Source organism: uncultured Veillonella sp. (genome assembly GCF_900545205.1).
Lineage (GTDB): Bacteria > Bacillota > Negativicutes > Veillonellales > Veillonellaceae > Veillonella.
In genome coordinates, this window is the sequence record NZ_UQYC01000010.1 from 1 (window position 1) to 17,957 (window position 17,957).

The window sequence follows — 17,957 nt, forward strand, 5'->3', positions numbered from 1 at the left end:
ACTGATTCCTGTAATTATCGGTATTTGTAAAAAAAGTGGTTTTAAACAAACTAAACTATTGATGCCTCTCGTATTTGCAGCGGCTATGGGTGGTAATATCTCTCTTATCGGCGCTCCTGGTAATATGATTGCTCAAGCAGGATTACAACAAGCAGGCTTAGGCTCCTTTAATTTCTTCGATTATGGTCTAGTAGGTTTACCAATCCTTATCGTAGGCACTATATTCTATGCTACAATTGGTAAACGTTTCTTACCAGATACTCCAAGTCATCAACCAGATGGTGCTTTTGAAGGTAATGATGATTATAGTCATGTGCCATCTTGGAAGAAATGGACTGCTGCAATCATATTGATTTTGACCGTCGCTGCTATGATTTTTGAAAAACAATTGGGCGTAAAACTTTATGTGAGTGCTTGGGTAGGTGCTCTCGTATTAGTAGCTACTAATGTTATTAGTGAAAGTGCAGCTGTTAGATCTATCGATATGAAAACGATCATGCTCTTCGCTGGCTCTATGGCCCTTGGGGATGCAATGGTTAAAACCGGTACTGGTTCTGTAATTGCGGATATTATCGTAAATAGTCTTGGTGCTAGTCCATCTCCAATCGTTGTGCTAGTAGTAATCTTTGTGCTTGGCGTATTTATGACAAACTTTATGTCTAATACGGCAACATGTGCCTTGCTAGTTCCTATCGGTCTTAGCTTAGCGGCTCAACTTGGATTTGATCCAAAAGCAGTGCTTGCAGCTATCGTAATTGCTAGCTCTTTAGCATATGCTACACCGATTGGTATGCCTGCCAACACTATGGTATACAATATAGCTGGTTATAGCTTCATGGATTATGTGAAAGCTGGTTTACCACTTATTGTAGTATCTAGTATAGTAGCACTTATTTTGTTACCAATCTTATTCCCATTCTAATAAGATAAAATAATTCTTCTTTAGAAAGAGCCCTAATGTATGTAACATTAGGGCTCTTTCTCATATGAGTAATAGGTAGGGAGAAACATATTAGATAACTTATACATATTAGACATATTACTAAATTTGTTAGTGATTACTATTAGACAATCAAGAGACTTTCACATATAATAGAGTAATGTAAGTGTATAAATATACATTCACAGTAGACAAATTTTAAAAATAGTATATGTCTTATAGTTGTTATATAGGTTTAATGTGGCCATTGTGCCGAGGAGGCTTTATGTTAAGCGATATTGAGATTGCCCAACAGAATAAAATGGAAAAGATTCAGGTTATTGCCGATAAATGCGGTTTAACACCTGATGATATAGAACAGTATGGTCATTATAAAGCGAAGATTTCCTTTGATGCCATTCGTCGTTTAGAATCCAAACCAGATGGTAAATTGGTGCTTGTTACGGCTATTACACCGACACCAGCAGGGGAAGGTAAGTCTACAACGAGTATTGGTCTCGTACAAGGTTTACAAAAAATCGGTAAAAATGCTATTGCTACATTGCGTGAGCCATCTTTAGGCCCTGTATTTGGTATTAAAGGTGGTGCAGCAGGCGGCGGTTATGCCCAAGTTGTACCTATGGATGATATCAACCTTCACTTTACAGGTGATATGCATGCCATTACGTCGGCAAACAATTTATTGTCCGCTATGATCGACAACCATATCCATCAAGGTAATGAATTGCAAATCGATTTGCGTCAATTATCCTGGACTCGTGTTCTAGATATGAACGACCGTGCTCTTCGCAATGTAACGGTTGCTCTTGGTGGTAAAGTATGTGGTTTCCCTCGCGAAGATCACTTCATGATTACTGTTGCTTCTGAAATCATGGCTATTCTTTGCTTAGCTAAAGATTTAGAAGATTTAAAAGAACGTTTTGGTCGCATTGTAATCGGTTGTAATTTAGCAGGTGAGCCTGTTTATGTTCATCAACTTGGTTGCCAAGGTGCGATGGCCCTTCTTATGAAAGATGCTATCAAACCAAATCTCGTACAAACCTTAGAACATACACCAGCCATCGTTCATGGTGGTCCGTTTGCGAATATCGCGCATGGTTGTAACTCCATCGTAGCTACAAAACTGGGCCTTAAATTAGGTGATATCGTAGTTACAGAAGCAGGCTTCGGTGCTGATTTAGGCGCTGAAAAGTTCCTCGACATTAAATGTCGTTACGGCGATATTTTCCCTGATACAATCGTTATCGTAGCTACATTACGAGCTCTTAAAATGCATGGTGGCGTACCAAAACAAGAGCTTAATACAGAAAATGTTGAAGCTGTTACTAAAGGTTTCAGCAACTTACAAAAAGCAATCGAAAACATGCGTTACTTCAATGTGCCTGTACTAGTAGCGATCAATAAATTTGCTACCGATACAGATGCGGAAATCGCTGAGTTAACTCGTTTGTGTAATGAATTTGGCGTACCTGTTGAGCTTAATGAGTGTTGGGAAAAGGGCGGCGAAGGCGGCATCGATATGGCGAAAAAGGTCGTTGAATTGCTTGAAGGTTCTAAACCAACACCTAAATTTGTATATGCTTTAGAAGATAGCTTAGAAGAAAAGGTAAATAAAATCGTTAAAACCATTTATGGTGGCGATGGCGTTATCTTTACAGATAAAGCTAAAAAGCAAATTAAACAATTAGCAGATTGGGGTCTCGATCGGCTGCCTGTATGTATGGCGAAAACACAATATTCCTTGTCTGATAATCCTGCGTTGCTCGGTGCACCAAAGGGCTTTACTATCACTGTATCCGATATTCGCGTTGCCAATGGGGCTGGCTTTATCGTATGCCGTACAGGTGATGTAATGGTTATGCCAGGTCTTCCTAAACGCCCTGCAGCTCTCAACATGGATATAGAAGCAGATGGTACGATTAAAGGTTTATTCTAATATTAAATACTTATAGTTAGTCTTTCTAAAAAGATTAACCTGTAAGACTAATTTTAATTAGAGTTATAGCGTTTTATTGTTTTAACTGTTACAGTTTTATAGTAATTATAGGGAGATAACAAGGTTCCTCTTGTTATCTCCTTTACATGGGGTATAGATATGAAATTGGTAGAACAAAAAGTGAGTGACTTTGTAGCCGCTACTGCATCTAAAGAGCCGACACCTGGTGGTGGTGCCATTGCGGCTTTAACAGCTGCAACGGGCGCTGCATTAGCTGAAATGGTGGCAAACTTAACCTTTGGTAAAAAAGGGTATGAAGAGGTTCAATCTGAAATGAAAGACCTTCAAGGTAAAGCAGAGGCCATTCGTAATCGCATGCTTGAGTTGTCTCAAGCTGATGCGGATGTATTTAATATCTTTATGAATGCATTAGGTTTGCCAAAGAATACTGATGAAGAAAAGGCTACACGCAGTGCAGCTATTCAGCAAGCCTATAAAGATGCGGCTATGGTGCCCTTTGAAATTGGTGAGTTAGCGTATCAGATCTTTGATTTAGCGGATTTGGCATCTCGCAAGGGCAATCAAAACCTCATTACCGATGGTATTATTGCTGCTATTAATGCTCGTGCTGCCGTAAAGGCGGCATTCTTAAATGTACGTATCAATTTATCTGGAATTAAAGATGAAGTGTTTGTAACTGATATAACTGCAAAAATGAATGCTATTGAAAAAGATCTTGATGCTAAAGAGGCGGCTATTATAGGTTTATATGCATAACTAGCTAAAAATAGCATATTAAAACAACTATATGTACGACTGGATATATTTATAAATAATCCTGAATAATTTCGAACGATTTACATTTTTAGAAATGTAATGTTCGGAAAAACCAAAAGAGAGGACTTATTATTGCTTTTAGAAATAATAAGCTCTCTTTTTGTATTGTTAAAATCCGAACGATAGTGTAAAATAAATGGGTGTTATTTCGAGGTTTGATGTAGGAGACATTATGACAGATCAAAAACAAATGAATACGGTCGATAGTATGCTGCCGATACCACAGCTCTTTGCCTTTGGTTTACAGCACGTATTGGCCATGTATGCAGGCGCTGTTGCCGTACCTATTATCGTGGCACAGGCCATGCATTTACCTGTGGAAGATTTGATTCGCTTAATTACAGCGGACTTATTTACTTGCGGTGTTGCCACATTAATCCAGACGTTAGGTTTTGGTAACATTGGTGGACGTATTCCAATGATCCAAGGGGTTACCTTTGCATCTGTAGGCCCTATGGCGATGATTGGTGCCCAGCATGGTATGACTGCTATTTACGGTGCCATTATCGTAGCCGGTTTATTTACATTCTTGATAGCGCCATTCTTTAGTCGTCTTATTCGACTATTCCCACCTGTAGTTACAGGTACAATTATTACTATTATCGGTATTAACTTGATGCCAGTTGCTATTAACTGGATGGGCGGTGGTGTAGGGAATCCACAATTTGGTAGTTTTACTAATATTGGACTCGGGTTCCTTACATTCTTAATTGTTGTATTCGTTTACAAATTTGCAAAAGGTTTCTTCAGTAATCTGTCTGTATTAATTGGTTTAATTGCAGGTACAGCTATAGCTTTTGCCATGGGTGTTACAAACTTTGACGAAGTTGGACGTTCCAGCTGGATTGCAGTTATTGAACCTTTCTATTTCGGTTTACCAACCTTTGATTGGGCTTCTGTTCTTTCCATGATTATCGTAATGCTTGTTGTTATGGTTGAAACCACAGGTGACAGTATTGCGATTGGTGAAATCGTAGATAAGCCAATTGGACGTAAAGAATTGGCATCTATCATTCGTGCTGATGGGGTATCCACTATTATCGGTGGTATTCTTAATAGCTTCCCATATACAGCATTTGCTCAAAACGTGGGCCTTATTGCTGTAACGGGTGTTAAGAGCCGCTTTGTAGTTGCTGCCTCTGGTGTGATTTTGATTTTGTTGGGATTATTCCCTAAATTAGCGGCCATCGTAGCTAGTATTCCAAATGCCGTATTAGGTGGCGCTGGTATTGCCATGTTTGGTATGATTGTTGCTAGTGGTATTCGTTCTTTAGGCAAGGTTAGCTTTGAAGGTAATCATAATTTAATGCTTGTAGCAATTAGTATTGGTGTGGCTATGATCCCTATTGCAGCGCCAAACTTTTATGCTAATTTCCCTGCTTGGGCACAAATTATTTTAAAATCTGGCATTACCTTTGGTAGTATTATGGCAATTTTGCTGAATTTACTACTTAATGGTGTTAATCGTGGTGATGAAATTAAAGAAATGGGTCGCCGATAAGACATATTATATGAGAACTCTGTTCCTTGGAGCAGAGTTCTTTTTTAGTGATTAAATTCATAGGAAATTTGTATGAATACTATGCTATAATAAATAGATAATTGTAGAATAATTTTGTGGTGCTTTCAGTAATACGAGAATCATAAAAAAATGGCTGCAATTACATGTTGAAATAAAGTTATGTATATATGGTATGTTCCCATAAGAAGGGAAGGGTTACATGGCAGACGGAAAAATTATTGCTATCTCTATTAGTGAGAAAAAAGGGCAAAAGAAACATAATATTGAATCCGCTAATCTTATTGTAGATCACGGTATGGAAGGTGATGCGCACGCAGGTAACTGGCATCGTCAAATCAGCTTGCTTGGCATTGCAAGTATAGATCATATGCGCGCTCAAGGGGCGGATGTTAAACCTGGTGATTTTGCAGAAAATATCACTGTTGAAGGCATGGTGCTTTATGAATTAGCTGTAGGCACTCAATTACAAGTTGGCAGTGATGTTATTCTTGAAATCACCCAAATTGGTAAGGAATGTCATCATGGTTGTGAAATCATGAAACAAGTAGGATCTTGTATCATGCCTACACAAGGAATCTTTGGTAAAGTCCTTAAAAATGGTACGATTCACGTAGGTGATGAAGTATCTATTATTAAATAGCTTTGTATTATAAACGAGGTGTGTTATGAAAGACGCATGGGGCCGTACAATTGAATATGTACGTCTGTCATTGACAGATGCGTGTAATTTTTGTTGTCCCTATTGCCGACCTGCTGAAATTACACCTCAAAGTCAAACACAATTATTATCAGTTGATGAATGGATGACTATTTTAGGTGCTTTCCATCGTATCGGCGTGAAAGCAGTGCGCTTAACTGGCGGCGAGCCATTGTTGTATCCTCATATTGAAGAGCTTTTAACCCGTATTAAGGATACTGGTTGGTTTGAAGATATCTCCATGACTACGAATGGTAGCTTACTCGCATCTCGAGCACAACGATTGAAAAAACTTGGATTGAACCGAGTGAATATTAGTCTTGATTCTCTTGAAAGTGATGCCTTTGCTACATGTGTAGGCAAAGAAGGTCAGCTGGATTCTGTGCTCGATGGTATTCGCAGTGCTATTAATGCAAACTTTAAATCCGTAAAGATTAATACTGTATTATCTCGTCATTGGTCTGATGAAGAAGTCAAATCTTTGTTACAGTATGTAGAAAAATGGCCTGTTGTATGGCGATTTATAGAATACATGCCATTCCAAGGTGATGCATTCCATGGACCGACCTTTGATGAGTGGCGAGCTCAATTGGAACGTGTAAGTGGGGGGCCTCTTACAGAGGTTCACTCTGTGTATGGTTTTGGTCCTGCTACGTATTTAGCGTTGCCAAGTGGAAAGGCTGTAGGCTTCATCTTTTCTATGTCTCATAGCTACTGTGATACATGTAATCGCGTACGTCTTACATCAGATGGGCAAATGCGTTTATGCTTGTTGCGTGATGATGAGGCTGATCTTGTATCTCTTGTGCGCAATGGGGCCACAGAGGAAGACTTAGCTTTGCATATTGAACGTGCGTTGCAACGAAAGCAAGAACGTCATGATGGCGTAGGTATGGAACAACCAGAACGTCCTATGTGGCGCATTGGAGGATAATATGGGATTTTTTGATTTTCTAAAACCAAGATCAAAGGAACATATTGAAGAATGTTGGCCTGGTGGCAAGATGCTTCAAGTCCATATCGAATACGATACACAATCTGCTGTCATTACCTACAAGGGGCGTTATGGATTGCAATTTAATGTGCCAAAGGCAGATGTGACAGATATTATCGTCAAAGAAGTAAGCCGTACGCATAGCGTTCTTCAACTGTATAGTGGTGCTGACTGTGTAGGAACTAGTGATATACTCCCTACAGAGGCTTGTAATACGATGAAGGATTGGCTAAGGCAATATTGATGTATATGTTTTATAGGAATGTAATAAATATTCTTTACATTCCTATAAAATAGGCATATAATTAGTCGTGTCATGGACCACTAGCTCAGCTGGCAGAGCACCTGACTCTTAATCAGGGTGTCCAGGGTTCGAACCCCTGGTGGTCCACCAAAATAAACCCGCACTACTGTGCGGGTTTTTCTTCTATATTTTAAGTATTTGTATGATCTGCAACTACTTTATGGACGGATATGCTTCATTTACTTACTATGACGTATTTTATAGACAATAAATGATTAAAAGTTTATTATATTAATAATAATAGTTTTTATCATTAGGAGGTTCTTATGGCAGTAGATGTTTCTAGAACACAAGATGTGTATAAAGATGCTGGACAAAGTGTTAACTTCACAACATTATTATTACATCGTAAAGATCGTGACGCTGAGCTAGAAGTAATTCAAGATATGGCGGACCGCATTCAAGCTATTAAACGCTCTGTTAGCATTCGTGCAAATGGTGAAGGTTTGGGCATTGCTTTTGGTTTCAGCCGTAAAGCATGGGATTATTTATTCCCTAATGCACCTGTACCAAAAGAGTTAGAAGACTTCCAAGGTATTAAAGGTGATAAACAAGACGTACCAGCTGTAGCAGCTGATTTATTCTTACATGTACGTTCCAATGATGAGTCCGTTACATATACTGTAGTGGATCAAATTATGGAGTTCTTACGTCCTATTACATTTGTAGTAGATGAAACTCATGGCTTCCATTATGAACAAGGTCGCGCCATCATTGATTTCGTAGATGGTACTGAAAACCCTGTTGGTCAAGAAGCTGTAGAGTGGGGCGTTATTGGCGATGAAGATCCTGAATTCATTAATGGCTCTTATGCATTTGCTCAAAAATATGAACACGATCTTGATGCGTGGCGTGCGCTTCCTACAGAAATGCAAGAAAAGTTCATTGGCCGTCGTAAATTCAGCGATATTGAGTTAGAAGATGATGAAAAAGATCCAGCAGCTCATAATGTAGTGTCTCAAGATAATCGCGATGATAAAGAACATAAAATCGTGCGCATGAATGTACCATTTGCTCAACCGGGTCAAGGTGTACGCGGTACATACTTTATTGGCTATGCTCGTTACTGGGATGTAACTAAAACAATGCTTACTAATATGTTTACGCAAAATGATAAATTGCTTGATTATTCCAAACCTATTACAGGCATGCTCTTCTTCATTCCATCCCTTGATACATTGGATGCAATTGCAGAAGGCGAATTATAATCCGCATAGCTAGTTTATGCATGATTTATATGGTTTGTATGCTCAGTTTTGTTAGCAGCATATAATTTGAGTGAAAATATCATATAAACTCTATAGAAGCGCTCCTTTTAGGGGCGCTTTTATGCTATAATAAATCTATTAAACTCGTAAAATCCATTGTAGTTATGAATGAGGTATTCCATGAATTATACTAGCACCCGCGGTACCGTTGCGGTAAATGAAACATATGCATTGTTGCACGGCTTGGCAGAGGATGGTGGTCTATATGTACCATCTTTATTCCCTACAAACTGCTTAACTTACAATGATGTGAAAGATAAAAATTATCAAGAGGTAGCAGCTATTGTATTATCTAAGTTGTTCCCATGCTTCTCTGAAGCTCATTTAAATGAAATGATCAATTCTGCATACTCTGATGCTAATTTCAGTACTCGTGATATTGCACCATTACATTCCTTATTAGAAAAGGTTTCTGTACTGGAATTATTCCACGGCCGTACACAAGCTTTCAAAGATATGGCGTTGTCCTTATTCCCATATCTATTGGTGGCGGCAAAAGAAGCAGAAGGTGAGAAAAAAGAGGTTCTTATCTTAACGGCTACATCTGGTGATACTGGTAAAGCAGCCCTTGAAGGCTTTAAAGATGTACCTGGTACACATATCCAAGTATTCTACCCAACAGATGGTGTAAGTCCTATGCAAGCAGAACAAATGCAAAAGCAAGAAGGGAAGAACGTTAACGTAACGGCTATTCATGGTAACTTTGATGATGCTCAACAATTCTTGAAACGCTTATTCGTTGATAAAGCTACAGCAGAAGAGGTTGCGGAAAAAGGTGTGATGTTCTCCAGTGCGAACTCCATTAACATCGGCCGCTTGGCACCTCAAGTGGTGTACTATGTAAATGCCTATGCTGAGCTCGTAGCACAAGGTGCTATTCACGAAGACGAAGCTTTCAACGTAGTAGTGCCAACAGGTAACTTTGGTAATATCTTGGCTGCGTACTATGCTAAAAAAATGGGTATTCCTATTGGTAAATTGATTTGTGCATCCAACCAAAACAATGTGCTCACTGAGTTCTTTGAAACTGGCACATACGATATGAATCGTCCATTCTATACAACGATTTCTCCATCTATGGATATTCTTGAATCCTCCAACTTTGAACGTTTCTTGTACTATATTTCTGGTGAAGATAGTGAACGTACCGCTGGTTGGATGAAAGATCTTAAAGCAACAGGTAAATTGACTGTAAATGAAGAAGAGTTCAGTCGTGTTAAAGCTAATTTCGCAGGTGCTTATGTTGATGACGAAGAAACAAAAGCCATCATTGAACAAGTGTACAACTCCTATGGTTATGTAATGGACCCTCATACGGCGGTAGCTATGGGTGCATACATGAAGGAATTAGAAAAACATCCTGAAGATGGTGCACGCCATACAATTATTGCGTCTACTGCACATCCATTTAAATTCCCTACAGCCATTTGCGAGGCTTTAGATATCAAATTGGGTGATACACCGTATGAAAGCTTAGATAATATTTCTGCTGTAACGGGTGTAGCATTCCCTAAACAATTGGAAGCTTTGAAATCTAAACCATTGCGTTTCACAAAAGCAATCGATAAAGAGGATATGAAACAAGAAATTCTTGATTTTGTAGATACATTCTCTAAATAATACGATGCCGCCTTTCGTTAGAAGGGCGGCATATATTTTGGCTTTGTGAACTCTGTATCTTCTGTATATCGGATTGCTTATATAGATAATACAGGACAGTAATTATGTAGTTACATTATAGTAGAAGTGTATAGGGAGGTAGTATGGCTAAAAAAGGCCTTATGTACGCATTGTTATCGGCTCTTTTGTTGAGTACAATGAATTTATTCGTAAAGATGCTAGGCTCTAATATTCCTTCTGGGGAAATTGCCTTTTTCCGTGGCTTATTTGGTACTGTAGCGGTTCTTATCGTTATGTATACCCAAGGCATCCGATTCTCTAAAGAGGATAGAGGACATCTACTAATGCGCGGTTTATACGGCGGCTTTGGCATGGTTTGTAACTTTATTGCCTTAGTGCATTTAAAGTTATCTGATGCAACGATTTTATTTCAAACATCAGGTATATTTGTATTGATATTTAGCGCCTTATTTCTTAAAGAACGGGTACCTAAAGGGGCTGGGAAATGGCTTCTTTTGATCTTTGTAGCTGTAATGGTTATGGTAAATCCATTTAGCTTTACTGGCTTTACTTGGTTTGCCTTAGTAGCTATTTTAGGGGCTGCTTTATCTGCGGCTGCGTATACAACGATTCGCCTTATATCTAAGCGAGGTAAACATAGTAATTTTGAAATTATGGCGTATTTTATGATTACAGGTATGATTGCAGGACTTGTTACAACTGACAAACTCGTTATGCCTCAAGGCACAGATTGGCTTATCATCTTGGCGATTGGTGGTATTAGTGTAGTGGCTCAGTTCTTCTTGACTGGTGCCTTTGTTACAACTAATGCTGTAGTGGCTCAATTTCTACAATATGTTGGCGTATTCATTAGTTCCTTCTATGGATTTCTGTTCTTTGGTGAAAGCTTATCCATCGAAACCGTTGGGGCTGGTATTGCCATGTTTGTGTCCTCTGTTATGCTAGCACGCCTTAAAGAGCAAAGTGGTCCTTTGCGTGAAGGCAAGGTTATAGAGGATAAAATTAAATAAATGTCGAATATATACAATATCAAACGTTGTATGACAGTGGGGGTGCTGATCACATTCGTGATTGGCACCTTTTAACATGGTGCGAAAAGTACGCATAAACACTGATTTATTACAATTTTAGATAGATCTATGAAAAACTATATTAAATAAATTCGAAAAACTACATCGAAAAATATTGACATCTCTTCATCTTTCCTTTATGATTAGTACAGTTATTAACGCATTCTCAATTAAGTGTATCTAGGAGTAGTGAGAACATGAAAGAATTTTTGAACGATTTTAAAGCTTTTGCATTCAAAGGTAACATGATGGACCTAGCTATTGGTATGATTATTGGTGCTGCTTTCACAGCGTTGGTTAACTCCGTTGTAAGCAACTTGTTCATGCCTATTATCAGCTTGTTCACAGGCGGTATTGATTTCAGTAACTTGTACTTGCCATTAAATGCTGCATCTAAAGATGCATTCATGGCTGGTGCTGATATTAATACAGCTCGTGCAGTTGGTTCTGTATTGCCATACGGTACATTCATTACTGATTTGATTCAATTCTTAATCTTGGCGTTCGTTGTATTCTTGATGGTTCGCGCATTAGCTAAAATGATGAAAAGTGCGAAAGAAGAAGAGGCAGCTGAAGCACCTACAACTAAAGAATGTCCATTCTGTAAAACAGAAATTCACATTGATGCAGTTAAATGTCCTAACTGTACAGCAGATTTGAAATAATTCAAATTTAAAGCTACATAAAAGGAGTAAGGCCTAGGCCTTACTCCTTTTTGTTGTATTACGCCAGCTTTCTAGTATAAAATATAAGTATATAATAGAAATATATAATATTAACTTTAACGCGAAATTCTTGAGCGTGTATTATAAGACGTTTTTGGAGGACTTATACATATGGAAAAAAAACCTCTAGTTGTTGTAAACGGTTTAGTCCGTAAAGATGCAATTGCTTATTTAAAAGAGCATGTAGATGTGCGCCAATGGACTGAAAAGACTGTAATGCCTCGTGAGACATTAAAGGAATGGCTCGTTGATGCGGATGGTTTGTGGTGTGTTCGCCCTTTAGATGTAGACGGTGATCTTGTAAAAAATACACCTAATTTAAAGGTTATTGCTCAAGCAGCTGTGGGTTATGATAATGTAAAAATTGATGAATTAACGGCAGCAGGTATTCCTTATGGCAATACGCCAGGTGTTCTTAATGAAACCGTAGCAGAGCTTGCTTTTACATTGATTGCCACTGCTAGTCGTCGTATTCTGGAAAATGCTAATTTCGTAAAAGAAGGACGTTGGGCTCAAAGACCATCGAATATTAAAGGCTTTGATTTGAGTCGCCGTACCCTTGGCATTATTGGGATGGGGGCTATTGGTGTATCTATTTCTCGTCGTGCTCGTGCCTTTGGTATGACTGTGGTATACCATAATCGTAATCAGCGTATTGATGACAAGATTCATAAAACTACGTATATGGAATTAGATGACTTGTTAGCTACTAGTGATGTAGTTTGTGTGATGGCTCCACTAACAGATGAAACATATCACATGTGTGATGAAGCATTCTTCAAAAAAATGAAGAATACTGCTTTGTTTGTTAATGTTGGCCGTGGACCTATCGTTGATACAGATGCTTTGATTAATGCCTTAAAAACAGGTGAAATCGATTACGCAGCACTTGACGTAACTGATCCAGAGCCATTGCCAGCAGATCATCCATTATTGGATGTTGAGAACTGTCTTATCGTACCACATATTGGTTCTTATACTGATCGTACGCGTTATGATATGTCTATTTTGACAGCTGACAATATTATTGCTGGCGTTCATAAGAAACCATTAAAGACCTGTGTTAATGAAGAAGTTAACTATAAGAAACCAGAAATGGATGTAGAGTCTGCCTTAGAAGAGCTTAAAAAAGCTGGTATAGACTTAGCTGATTTCGACTAATATCACAAGACCTCAAAAGATATGCGGTATTATGCAAAATATGGTAAAATAAAAGAATATTTATCCTATGGAGGTTAGAACGTTGGAACATAAAGATATTGAAAAAACTGTAGCTCCTGAAGAAGTTGTATCTGTTAACTTTATCGAAGCTATCATCAACAAAGATAACGAAACTGGCAAATACGGTGGTCGTGTGTTAACTCGCTTCCCACCAGAACCAAATGGTTACTTACATATTGGTCATGCTAAATCTATTTGTCTTAACTTTGGTATTGGCAAACAGTACAATGGCTTAACAAATCTTCGTTTTGATGATACGAATCCTGCAAAAGAAGATGTTGAATACGTAAACTCCATCATGGAAGATGTAAAATGGCTCGGCTTTGATTGGGCTGATGAACCACGTTATGCATCTGACTATTTTGGTCAAATGTACGAATATGCTAAGAAATTAATCACTCTTGGCAAAGCGTATGTAGATGATCAAACGGCTGATGAAATTAAACAAACCCGTGGCGATTTCTCTACACCTGGTGTTAATAGCCCATACCGCGATCGTAGCGTAGAAGAAAACTTGAAACTCTTCGAAGAAATGAAAGATGGTAAATACGCTGATGGTGAAAAGGTATTGCGTGCAAAAATCGACATGGCCCATCCTAATATCGTTATGCGCGACCCTGTTCTTTATCGTATTGTAAATGCAGAACATCATAACACAGGCAATGAGTGGAAGATTTACCCTATGTATGACTTTGCTCATCCTATTGAAGATGCTATTGAACGTGTTACACACTCTATCTGTACTTTAGAGTTTGAAGTTCATCGTCCATTGTATGATTGGGTACTTGAGGATTGGGATGATACTGAAATTCCGCAACAAATTGAGTTTGCTCGTTTAAATGTAACTAAAATGGTTATGTCCAAACGTAAATTGCGTGCACTTGTGGAAGCTGGTCTCGTAGCTGGCTGGGATGATCCTCGTATGCCTACTATTTCTGGTTTACGTCGTCGTGGTTACACGCCAGAAGCAATTCGTGATTTCTGTGATCGCATTGGCGTCGCTAAAGCTGATAGCGTTGTTGATATTGCTTTGCTTGAGTTCTGTATCCGTGAAGATTTAAAACTCAAAGCTACACGTCCTATGGTAGTTATTGATCCTGTGAAAGTTGTTATTACGAACTATCCAGAAGGTCAAACTGAACTTTGCACAGTTGAAAATAATCCAGAAAATGAAGAGTTGGGTAACCGTGAAGTTGTATTCGGTCGTGAAATCTACATTGAACGCAATGACTTTATGGAAGAGCCAGTTAAGAAATTCTTCCGCTTGGCACCAGGTAAAGAAGTACGCTTAAAAGGTGCATACTTCATTACATGTACTGATGTTATTAAAGATGAAAATGGCAATATTACAGAAATACACTGTACATATGATCCAGAAACTAAGAGCGGTAGCGGTTGCACTCGTAAGGTAAAAGGGACATTGCACTGGGTTGAAGCATCTACTGCAGTAGATATTGAATCTCGCTTATATGATTATTTACTTAAAGAAGATTCCGATGGTAAAGACTTCTTGGGCGATTTCAACCATGACTCCTTACAAGTATTCCATAGTAAAGGTGAAGCATGTCTTGCTAATACTGTACCAGGAGACCATTTCCAATTCTTGCGCCAAGGTTACTTTGTAACTGATAAAGATAGCACACCAAATCATATCGTAATGAACCGTATTGTTGGTTTACGCGATAGCTGGGCTAAGGCACAAAAGAAATAATTTAGTCAGTCATATACGTTGCTAAGATAATGATAAAGAACCGCTCCACTAAGGGCGGTTCTTTACTACTGTGTTGTTACTATAAATGTTGAGTGTTTGTGACATTAACATTTCACTAGAGGAGACATATGAAAAAATTAGTATTACTTGCTACTGCAGCTGCTGTATTAGTATCTGTTCCAGCAATAGGTTCTGCAGCAAACATTAAGTCCGTTTTGAATAAAAGTCAAACTGTAACATATCAAGGTGTTAAATTATCTGAAGGTGTTACAATGTATCAAAATAATCCTAAAGCACTTTTTGCAGGCGATGCAAAAAAAGATATTAAATCTGTGCTTATAGAAGCGGGTGCTACCTCTGCTAATGTATATACATTGAATATTAAAAACGAAAATGAAATGAACTATGCTGTATATGGTGATGTAGTATTAGGAAAGCAATTATCTGGGCGCATGAGTGAAACTAAGCATGTCAATGCAGATCCATCTTCGCTAGGTGCACTTGCCTCTGCTATTAATAAGGGAGATAGTCCAATCCTTGGTACTTTCACAGTTGTAACGCCATTAGCTAAACAAGGTAATGTATACGAAGGAACATTAAAATATAAAAGTGTAGCTAATAATAATTCTTATAATGAAGTTTTACATATTAGCCTTTTTGATGATAAATATACTGGTCCGAATGCACGTTTTATAGCTATAAATGAAGCTAATGATGCTGCGATATTCCCTAAAGTTAAGACTTTGCTAACAGTAAAAAAATAAATAATTATTGAAAATATATATCAATTATTCTTGACAATTTTTCTCATCAAGAGTACTATTGGCATATAGGAATTATTCTCATTAGAGAAAGTTCTAACGATGTGCAACAGGCAGGTACTATTATGATGAATTCAATTGACCATATCATTGGATATCATTGTGCACCGGCAATTCGAGGTATCAAGCTTTCGAACTTGGTTTCTATTCCACGGGACATGAATGAACAAATCCAATTTGTATTGACAGAATATAATAAAGAGTTCAATGAAAAAGGATTGTTCTTCTTTGAATTATGTCGCTGTAAAGCACGTAGACTATTATTGGTATTCCGTGAGAAGCAATTAAGAGACTATGTACGGCAACCTGCGGTAATGACATTTTTGAAAGCCTACGGTTATCATGATCGTATGAGCATTATGGAGATGCTAGAACATCTACGATACCGTATGGAGGCAAGCATTGATTTTCCACATGAAATTGGCGTATTTTTAGGCTATCCATTAAATGATGTGAAATACTTTATTTCTCGTCGTGGTAGTGGATATCGTATGTGTGGCGAATGGAAAGTTTACCATGACGTGGTAGATGCTAAGCGCTCTTTCTTATGTTACAAAGCATGTCGTGAATTTTGTCAAACTCAATTGATGTTGGGAAAAACATTTAGTTCATTGGTCGCAAGAACGGCCTAGGAGGTACAAGATGATTGGTGTAATTTATTGGTCCGGTACAGGCAATACAGAACAAATGGCACAAGCAGTAGCAGAAGGTATCAAAGCTGCAGGTCAAGAAGTTGAAGTAAAATCTGTTTCTGAAGTATCTGTAGATGACGCAGCAGCTTATGAAAAATTAGCTCTTGGCTGTGCTGATATGGGTGCAGAACAATTAGAAGAAGGCGAATTTGAACCATTCTATACTGAATTAGAATCCAAATTGGGTGGTAAAAAAGTAGCAATCTTTGGCTCCTATGGTTGGGGTGGTACTTGGTTAGAAGACTGGGGCACTCGCATTAAAGATGCTGGCGGTGAATTAGTAGCTGATGGCGTAGCTATCTTGGGTGAACCTGATGATGATGGCAAAGCACAATGTGAAGAATTGGGTAAAACATTAGCAAACGCATAATTTACGCTTAACCATTAACATAAATCCTAACAGTTAACAGTATATAAAGGCTGTAATAACGGTAATTCGTTATTACAGCCTTTTTTGTTTATATTGGTATTATTTATAAGTCTGCATGTCTCTATATAACAGAAAGTTGGGGGATATGAGTGATAGGAATATTTATAAAAGATATACATACACACTGATATAGGGGATCCAATTGTAGATATAAGAATATAGATATACACACACTTCTATAGAATTTTACTATATTTATTTATATAGATGTGATAATGCATTGGTCATTAAAATTTTTAATAACAATAAAATAATGTGATAAAAATCATAGTGTTTATATGTGTTTCTATCAGTGCACGTATATAGTTGAATAATTATTAATAACTTTAATGCATGATAACGTTGCATTTTTGTATACATAGACCTATAATTTAAGTAAGGAACCTAACAAAAAATTAGGTTAATACAAAATTAGTTAGAATTATTATCATAATGCTAATTATGTAAACGGACTGAAGTTATTTAGACCATAAAGACTAACCGATACCGATGAGAGGGAGGTTATCTCAATGAGTACATTGGAACGGCTAAAAGTTATAGCCCATGGATTGGCCATACAATTTGGACCATCTTGTGAAGTACTGATACATGACTTACAAGGTGATCTTGATACATCGCTTGTATATATAGAAAATGGGACGATAACAAATCGACATGTTGGCGATGGTCCATCACATGTAGTTTTAGATGTACTCAACTATGATGATGGTAGTGAAGGTAGATTTGGATATCTAACAAAAACTAAGGATGGACGAATATTAAAATCCTCCACTATGTATATCCGTGATGATGATGGCAATATTGCATATTTGTTAGGCATTAATCAGGATATAACAGAGTTTGTTATGATGCATCGATCACTTGAAAGTCTTATAGGCATAGGCCAAGCTGAGACTGGCACTGTTGAAAAAATTACTACAAGTGTATCGGAACTATTAGATGATTTACTACTAGAAGCAGAACGGTTGGTTGGTAAACCTGGACCACTTATGAATAAAGTAGAACGGTTAAAAGCTATTAGCTACTTAAATGAAAAAGGGGCTTTTCTTATCTCTAAATCTTCAGAAAAGATTGCGGAGTATTTCAATATTTCTAAGTTTACTCTTTATAGTGATTTAAATACTGTAAAGGAAGAATCCTAGGAGGCA

17 protein-coding genes and 1 tRNA gene are annotated in these 17,957 nt (G+C 37.8%); all 18 read left to right on the forward strand.

Going from position 1 to position 17,957, the window contains the following annotated elements:
• On the forward strand, positions 1–922 hold a 922-nt coding region (locus QZR70_RS01890; protein WP_295792705.1), incomplete at its 5' end, for an SLC13 family permease.
• 283 nt (positions 923–1,205) lie between these two features.
• A complete protein-coding gene (locus tag QZR70_RS01895; RefSeq protein WP_295792707.1) occupies positions 1,206–2,876 on the forward strand; it encodes a formate--tetrahydrofolate ligase in 1,671 nt (556 codons plus the stop codon).
• 159 nt (positions 2,877–3,035) lie between these two features.
• Positions 3,036–3,653, forward strand: coding sequence for a cyclodeaminase/cyclohydrolase family protein (locus QZR70_RS01900; RefSeq protein WP_295792708.1), 618 nt, complete (start codon positions 3,036–3,038; stop codon positions 3,651–3,653).
• Positions 3,654–3,885: 232 nt separating this feature from the next.
• A complete protein-coding gene (locus tag QZR70_RS01905) occupies positions 3,886–5,214 on the forward strand; it encodes a nucleobase:cation symporter-2 family protein (protein WP_213466912.1) in 1,329 nt (442 codons plus the stop codon).
• A 220-nt stretch (positions 5,215–5,434) separates the two neighbouring features.
• Positions 5,435–5,875 carry an MOSC domain-containing protein gene (locus tag QZR70_RS01910; protein WP_295780554.1) on the forward strand — a complete coding sequence of 147 codons (441 nt, stop codon included), beginning with the start codon at positions 5,435–5,437 and terminating at the stop codon, positions 5,873–5,875.
• 25 nt (positions 5,876–5,900) lie between these two features.
• Positions 5,901–6,866 (forward strand): GTP 3',8-cyclase MoaA, encoded by a 966-nt coding sequence (gene moaA, locus QZR70_RS01915; protein WP_295792710.1) that lies wholly within the window; start codon positions 5,901–5,903, stop codon positions 6,864–6,866.
• 1 nt (position 6,867) lies between these two features.
• Complete coding sequence (locus QZR70_RS01920) at positions 6,868–7,170, forward strand: hypothetical protein (RefSeq protein ID WP_119206974.1); 303 nt, start codon at positions 6,868–6,870, stop codon at positions 7,168–7,170.
• Between the two features lie 74 nt (positions 7,171–7,244).
• Positions 7,245–7,320: transfer RNA gene (locus tag QZR70_RS01925), tRNA-Lys, on the forward strand.
• Positions 7,321–7,496: 176 nt separating this feature from the next.
• Complete coding sequence (locus tag QZR70_RS01930; protein ID WP_295792714.1) at positions 7,497–8,438, forward strand: Dyp-type peroxidase; 942 nt, start codon at positions 7,497–7,499, stop codon at positions 8,436–8,438.
• Positions 8,439–8,618: 180 nt separating this feature from the next.
• Complete coding sequence (gene thrC / locus QZR70_RS01935) at positions 8,619–10,118, forward strand: threonine synthase (RefSeq protein ID WP_295792715.1); 1,500 nt, start codon at positions 8,619–8,621, stop codon at positions 10,116–10,118.
• Positions 10,119–10,261: 143 nt separating this feature from the next.
• On the forward strand, positions 10,262–11,149 hold the full coding sequence (locus QZR70_RS01940) for a DMT family transporter (protein ID WP_024064656.1): 888 nt from the start codon (positions 10,262–10,264) through the stop codon (positions 11,147–11,149).
• Positions 11,150–11,406: 257 nt separating this feature from the next.
• Positions 11,407–11,874, forward strand: a complete 468-nt coding sequence (mscL, locus tag QZR70_RS01945) for a large conductance mechanosensitive channel protein MscL (RefSeq protein WP_295792716.1) — start codon at positions 11,407–11,409, stop codon at positions 11,872–11,874.
• 171 nt (positions 11,875–12,045) lie between these two features.
• A complete protein-coding gene (locus QZR70_RS01950; RefSeq protein WP_295792719.1) occupies positions 12,046–13,095 on the forward strand; it encodes a D-glycerate dehydrogenase in 1,050 nt (349 codons plus the stop codon).
• A gap of 82 nt (positions 13,096–13,177) precedes the next feature.
• On the forward strand, positions 13,178–14,866 hold the full coding sequence (locus QZR70_RS01955) for a glutamine--tRNA ligase/YqeY domain fusion protein (RefSeq protein WP_285364283.1): 1,689 nt from the start codon (positions 13,178–13,180) through the stop codon (positions 14,864–14,866).
• A 128-nt stretch (positions 14,867–14,994) separates the two neighbouring features.
• Entirely contained in the window at positions 14,995–15,630 is a 636-nt protein-coding gene (locus QZR70_RS01960; RefSeq protein ID WP_285364282.1) for a hypothetical protein, read from the forward strand.
• A gap of 101 nt (positions 15,631–15,731) precedes the next feature.
• Positions 15,732–16,319 carry a DUF3793 family protein gene (locus QZR70_RS01965; protein WP_105094098.1) on the forward strand — a complete coding sequence of 196 codons (588 nt, stop codon included), beginning with the start codon at positions 15,732–15,734 and terminating at the stop codon, positions 16,317–16,319.
• Between the two features lie 10 nt (positions 16,320–16,329).
• The gene (locus tag QZR70_RS01970; protein WP_227721591.1) at positions 16,330–16,749 is read left to right on the forward strand and encodes a flavodoxin; all 420 of its coding nucleotides are present in this window, start codon (positions 16,330–16,332) and stop codon (positions 16,747–16,749) included.
• A 569-nt stretch (positions 16,750–17,318) separates the two neighbouring features.
• Positions 17,319–17,951, forward strand: a complete 633-nt coding sequence (locus QZR70_RS01975; protein WP_295792726.1) for a transcriptional regulator — start codon at positions 17,319–17,321, stop codon at positions 17,949–17,951.
• Positions 17,952–17,957 lie beyond the last annotated feature (6 nt).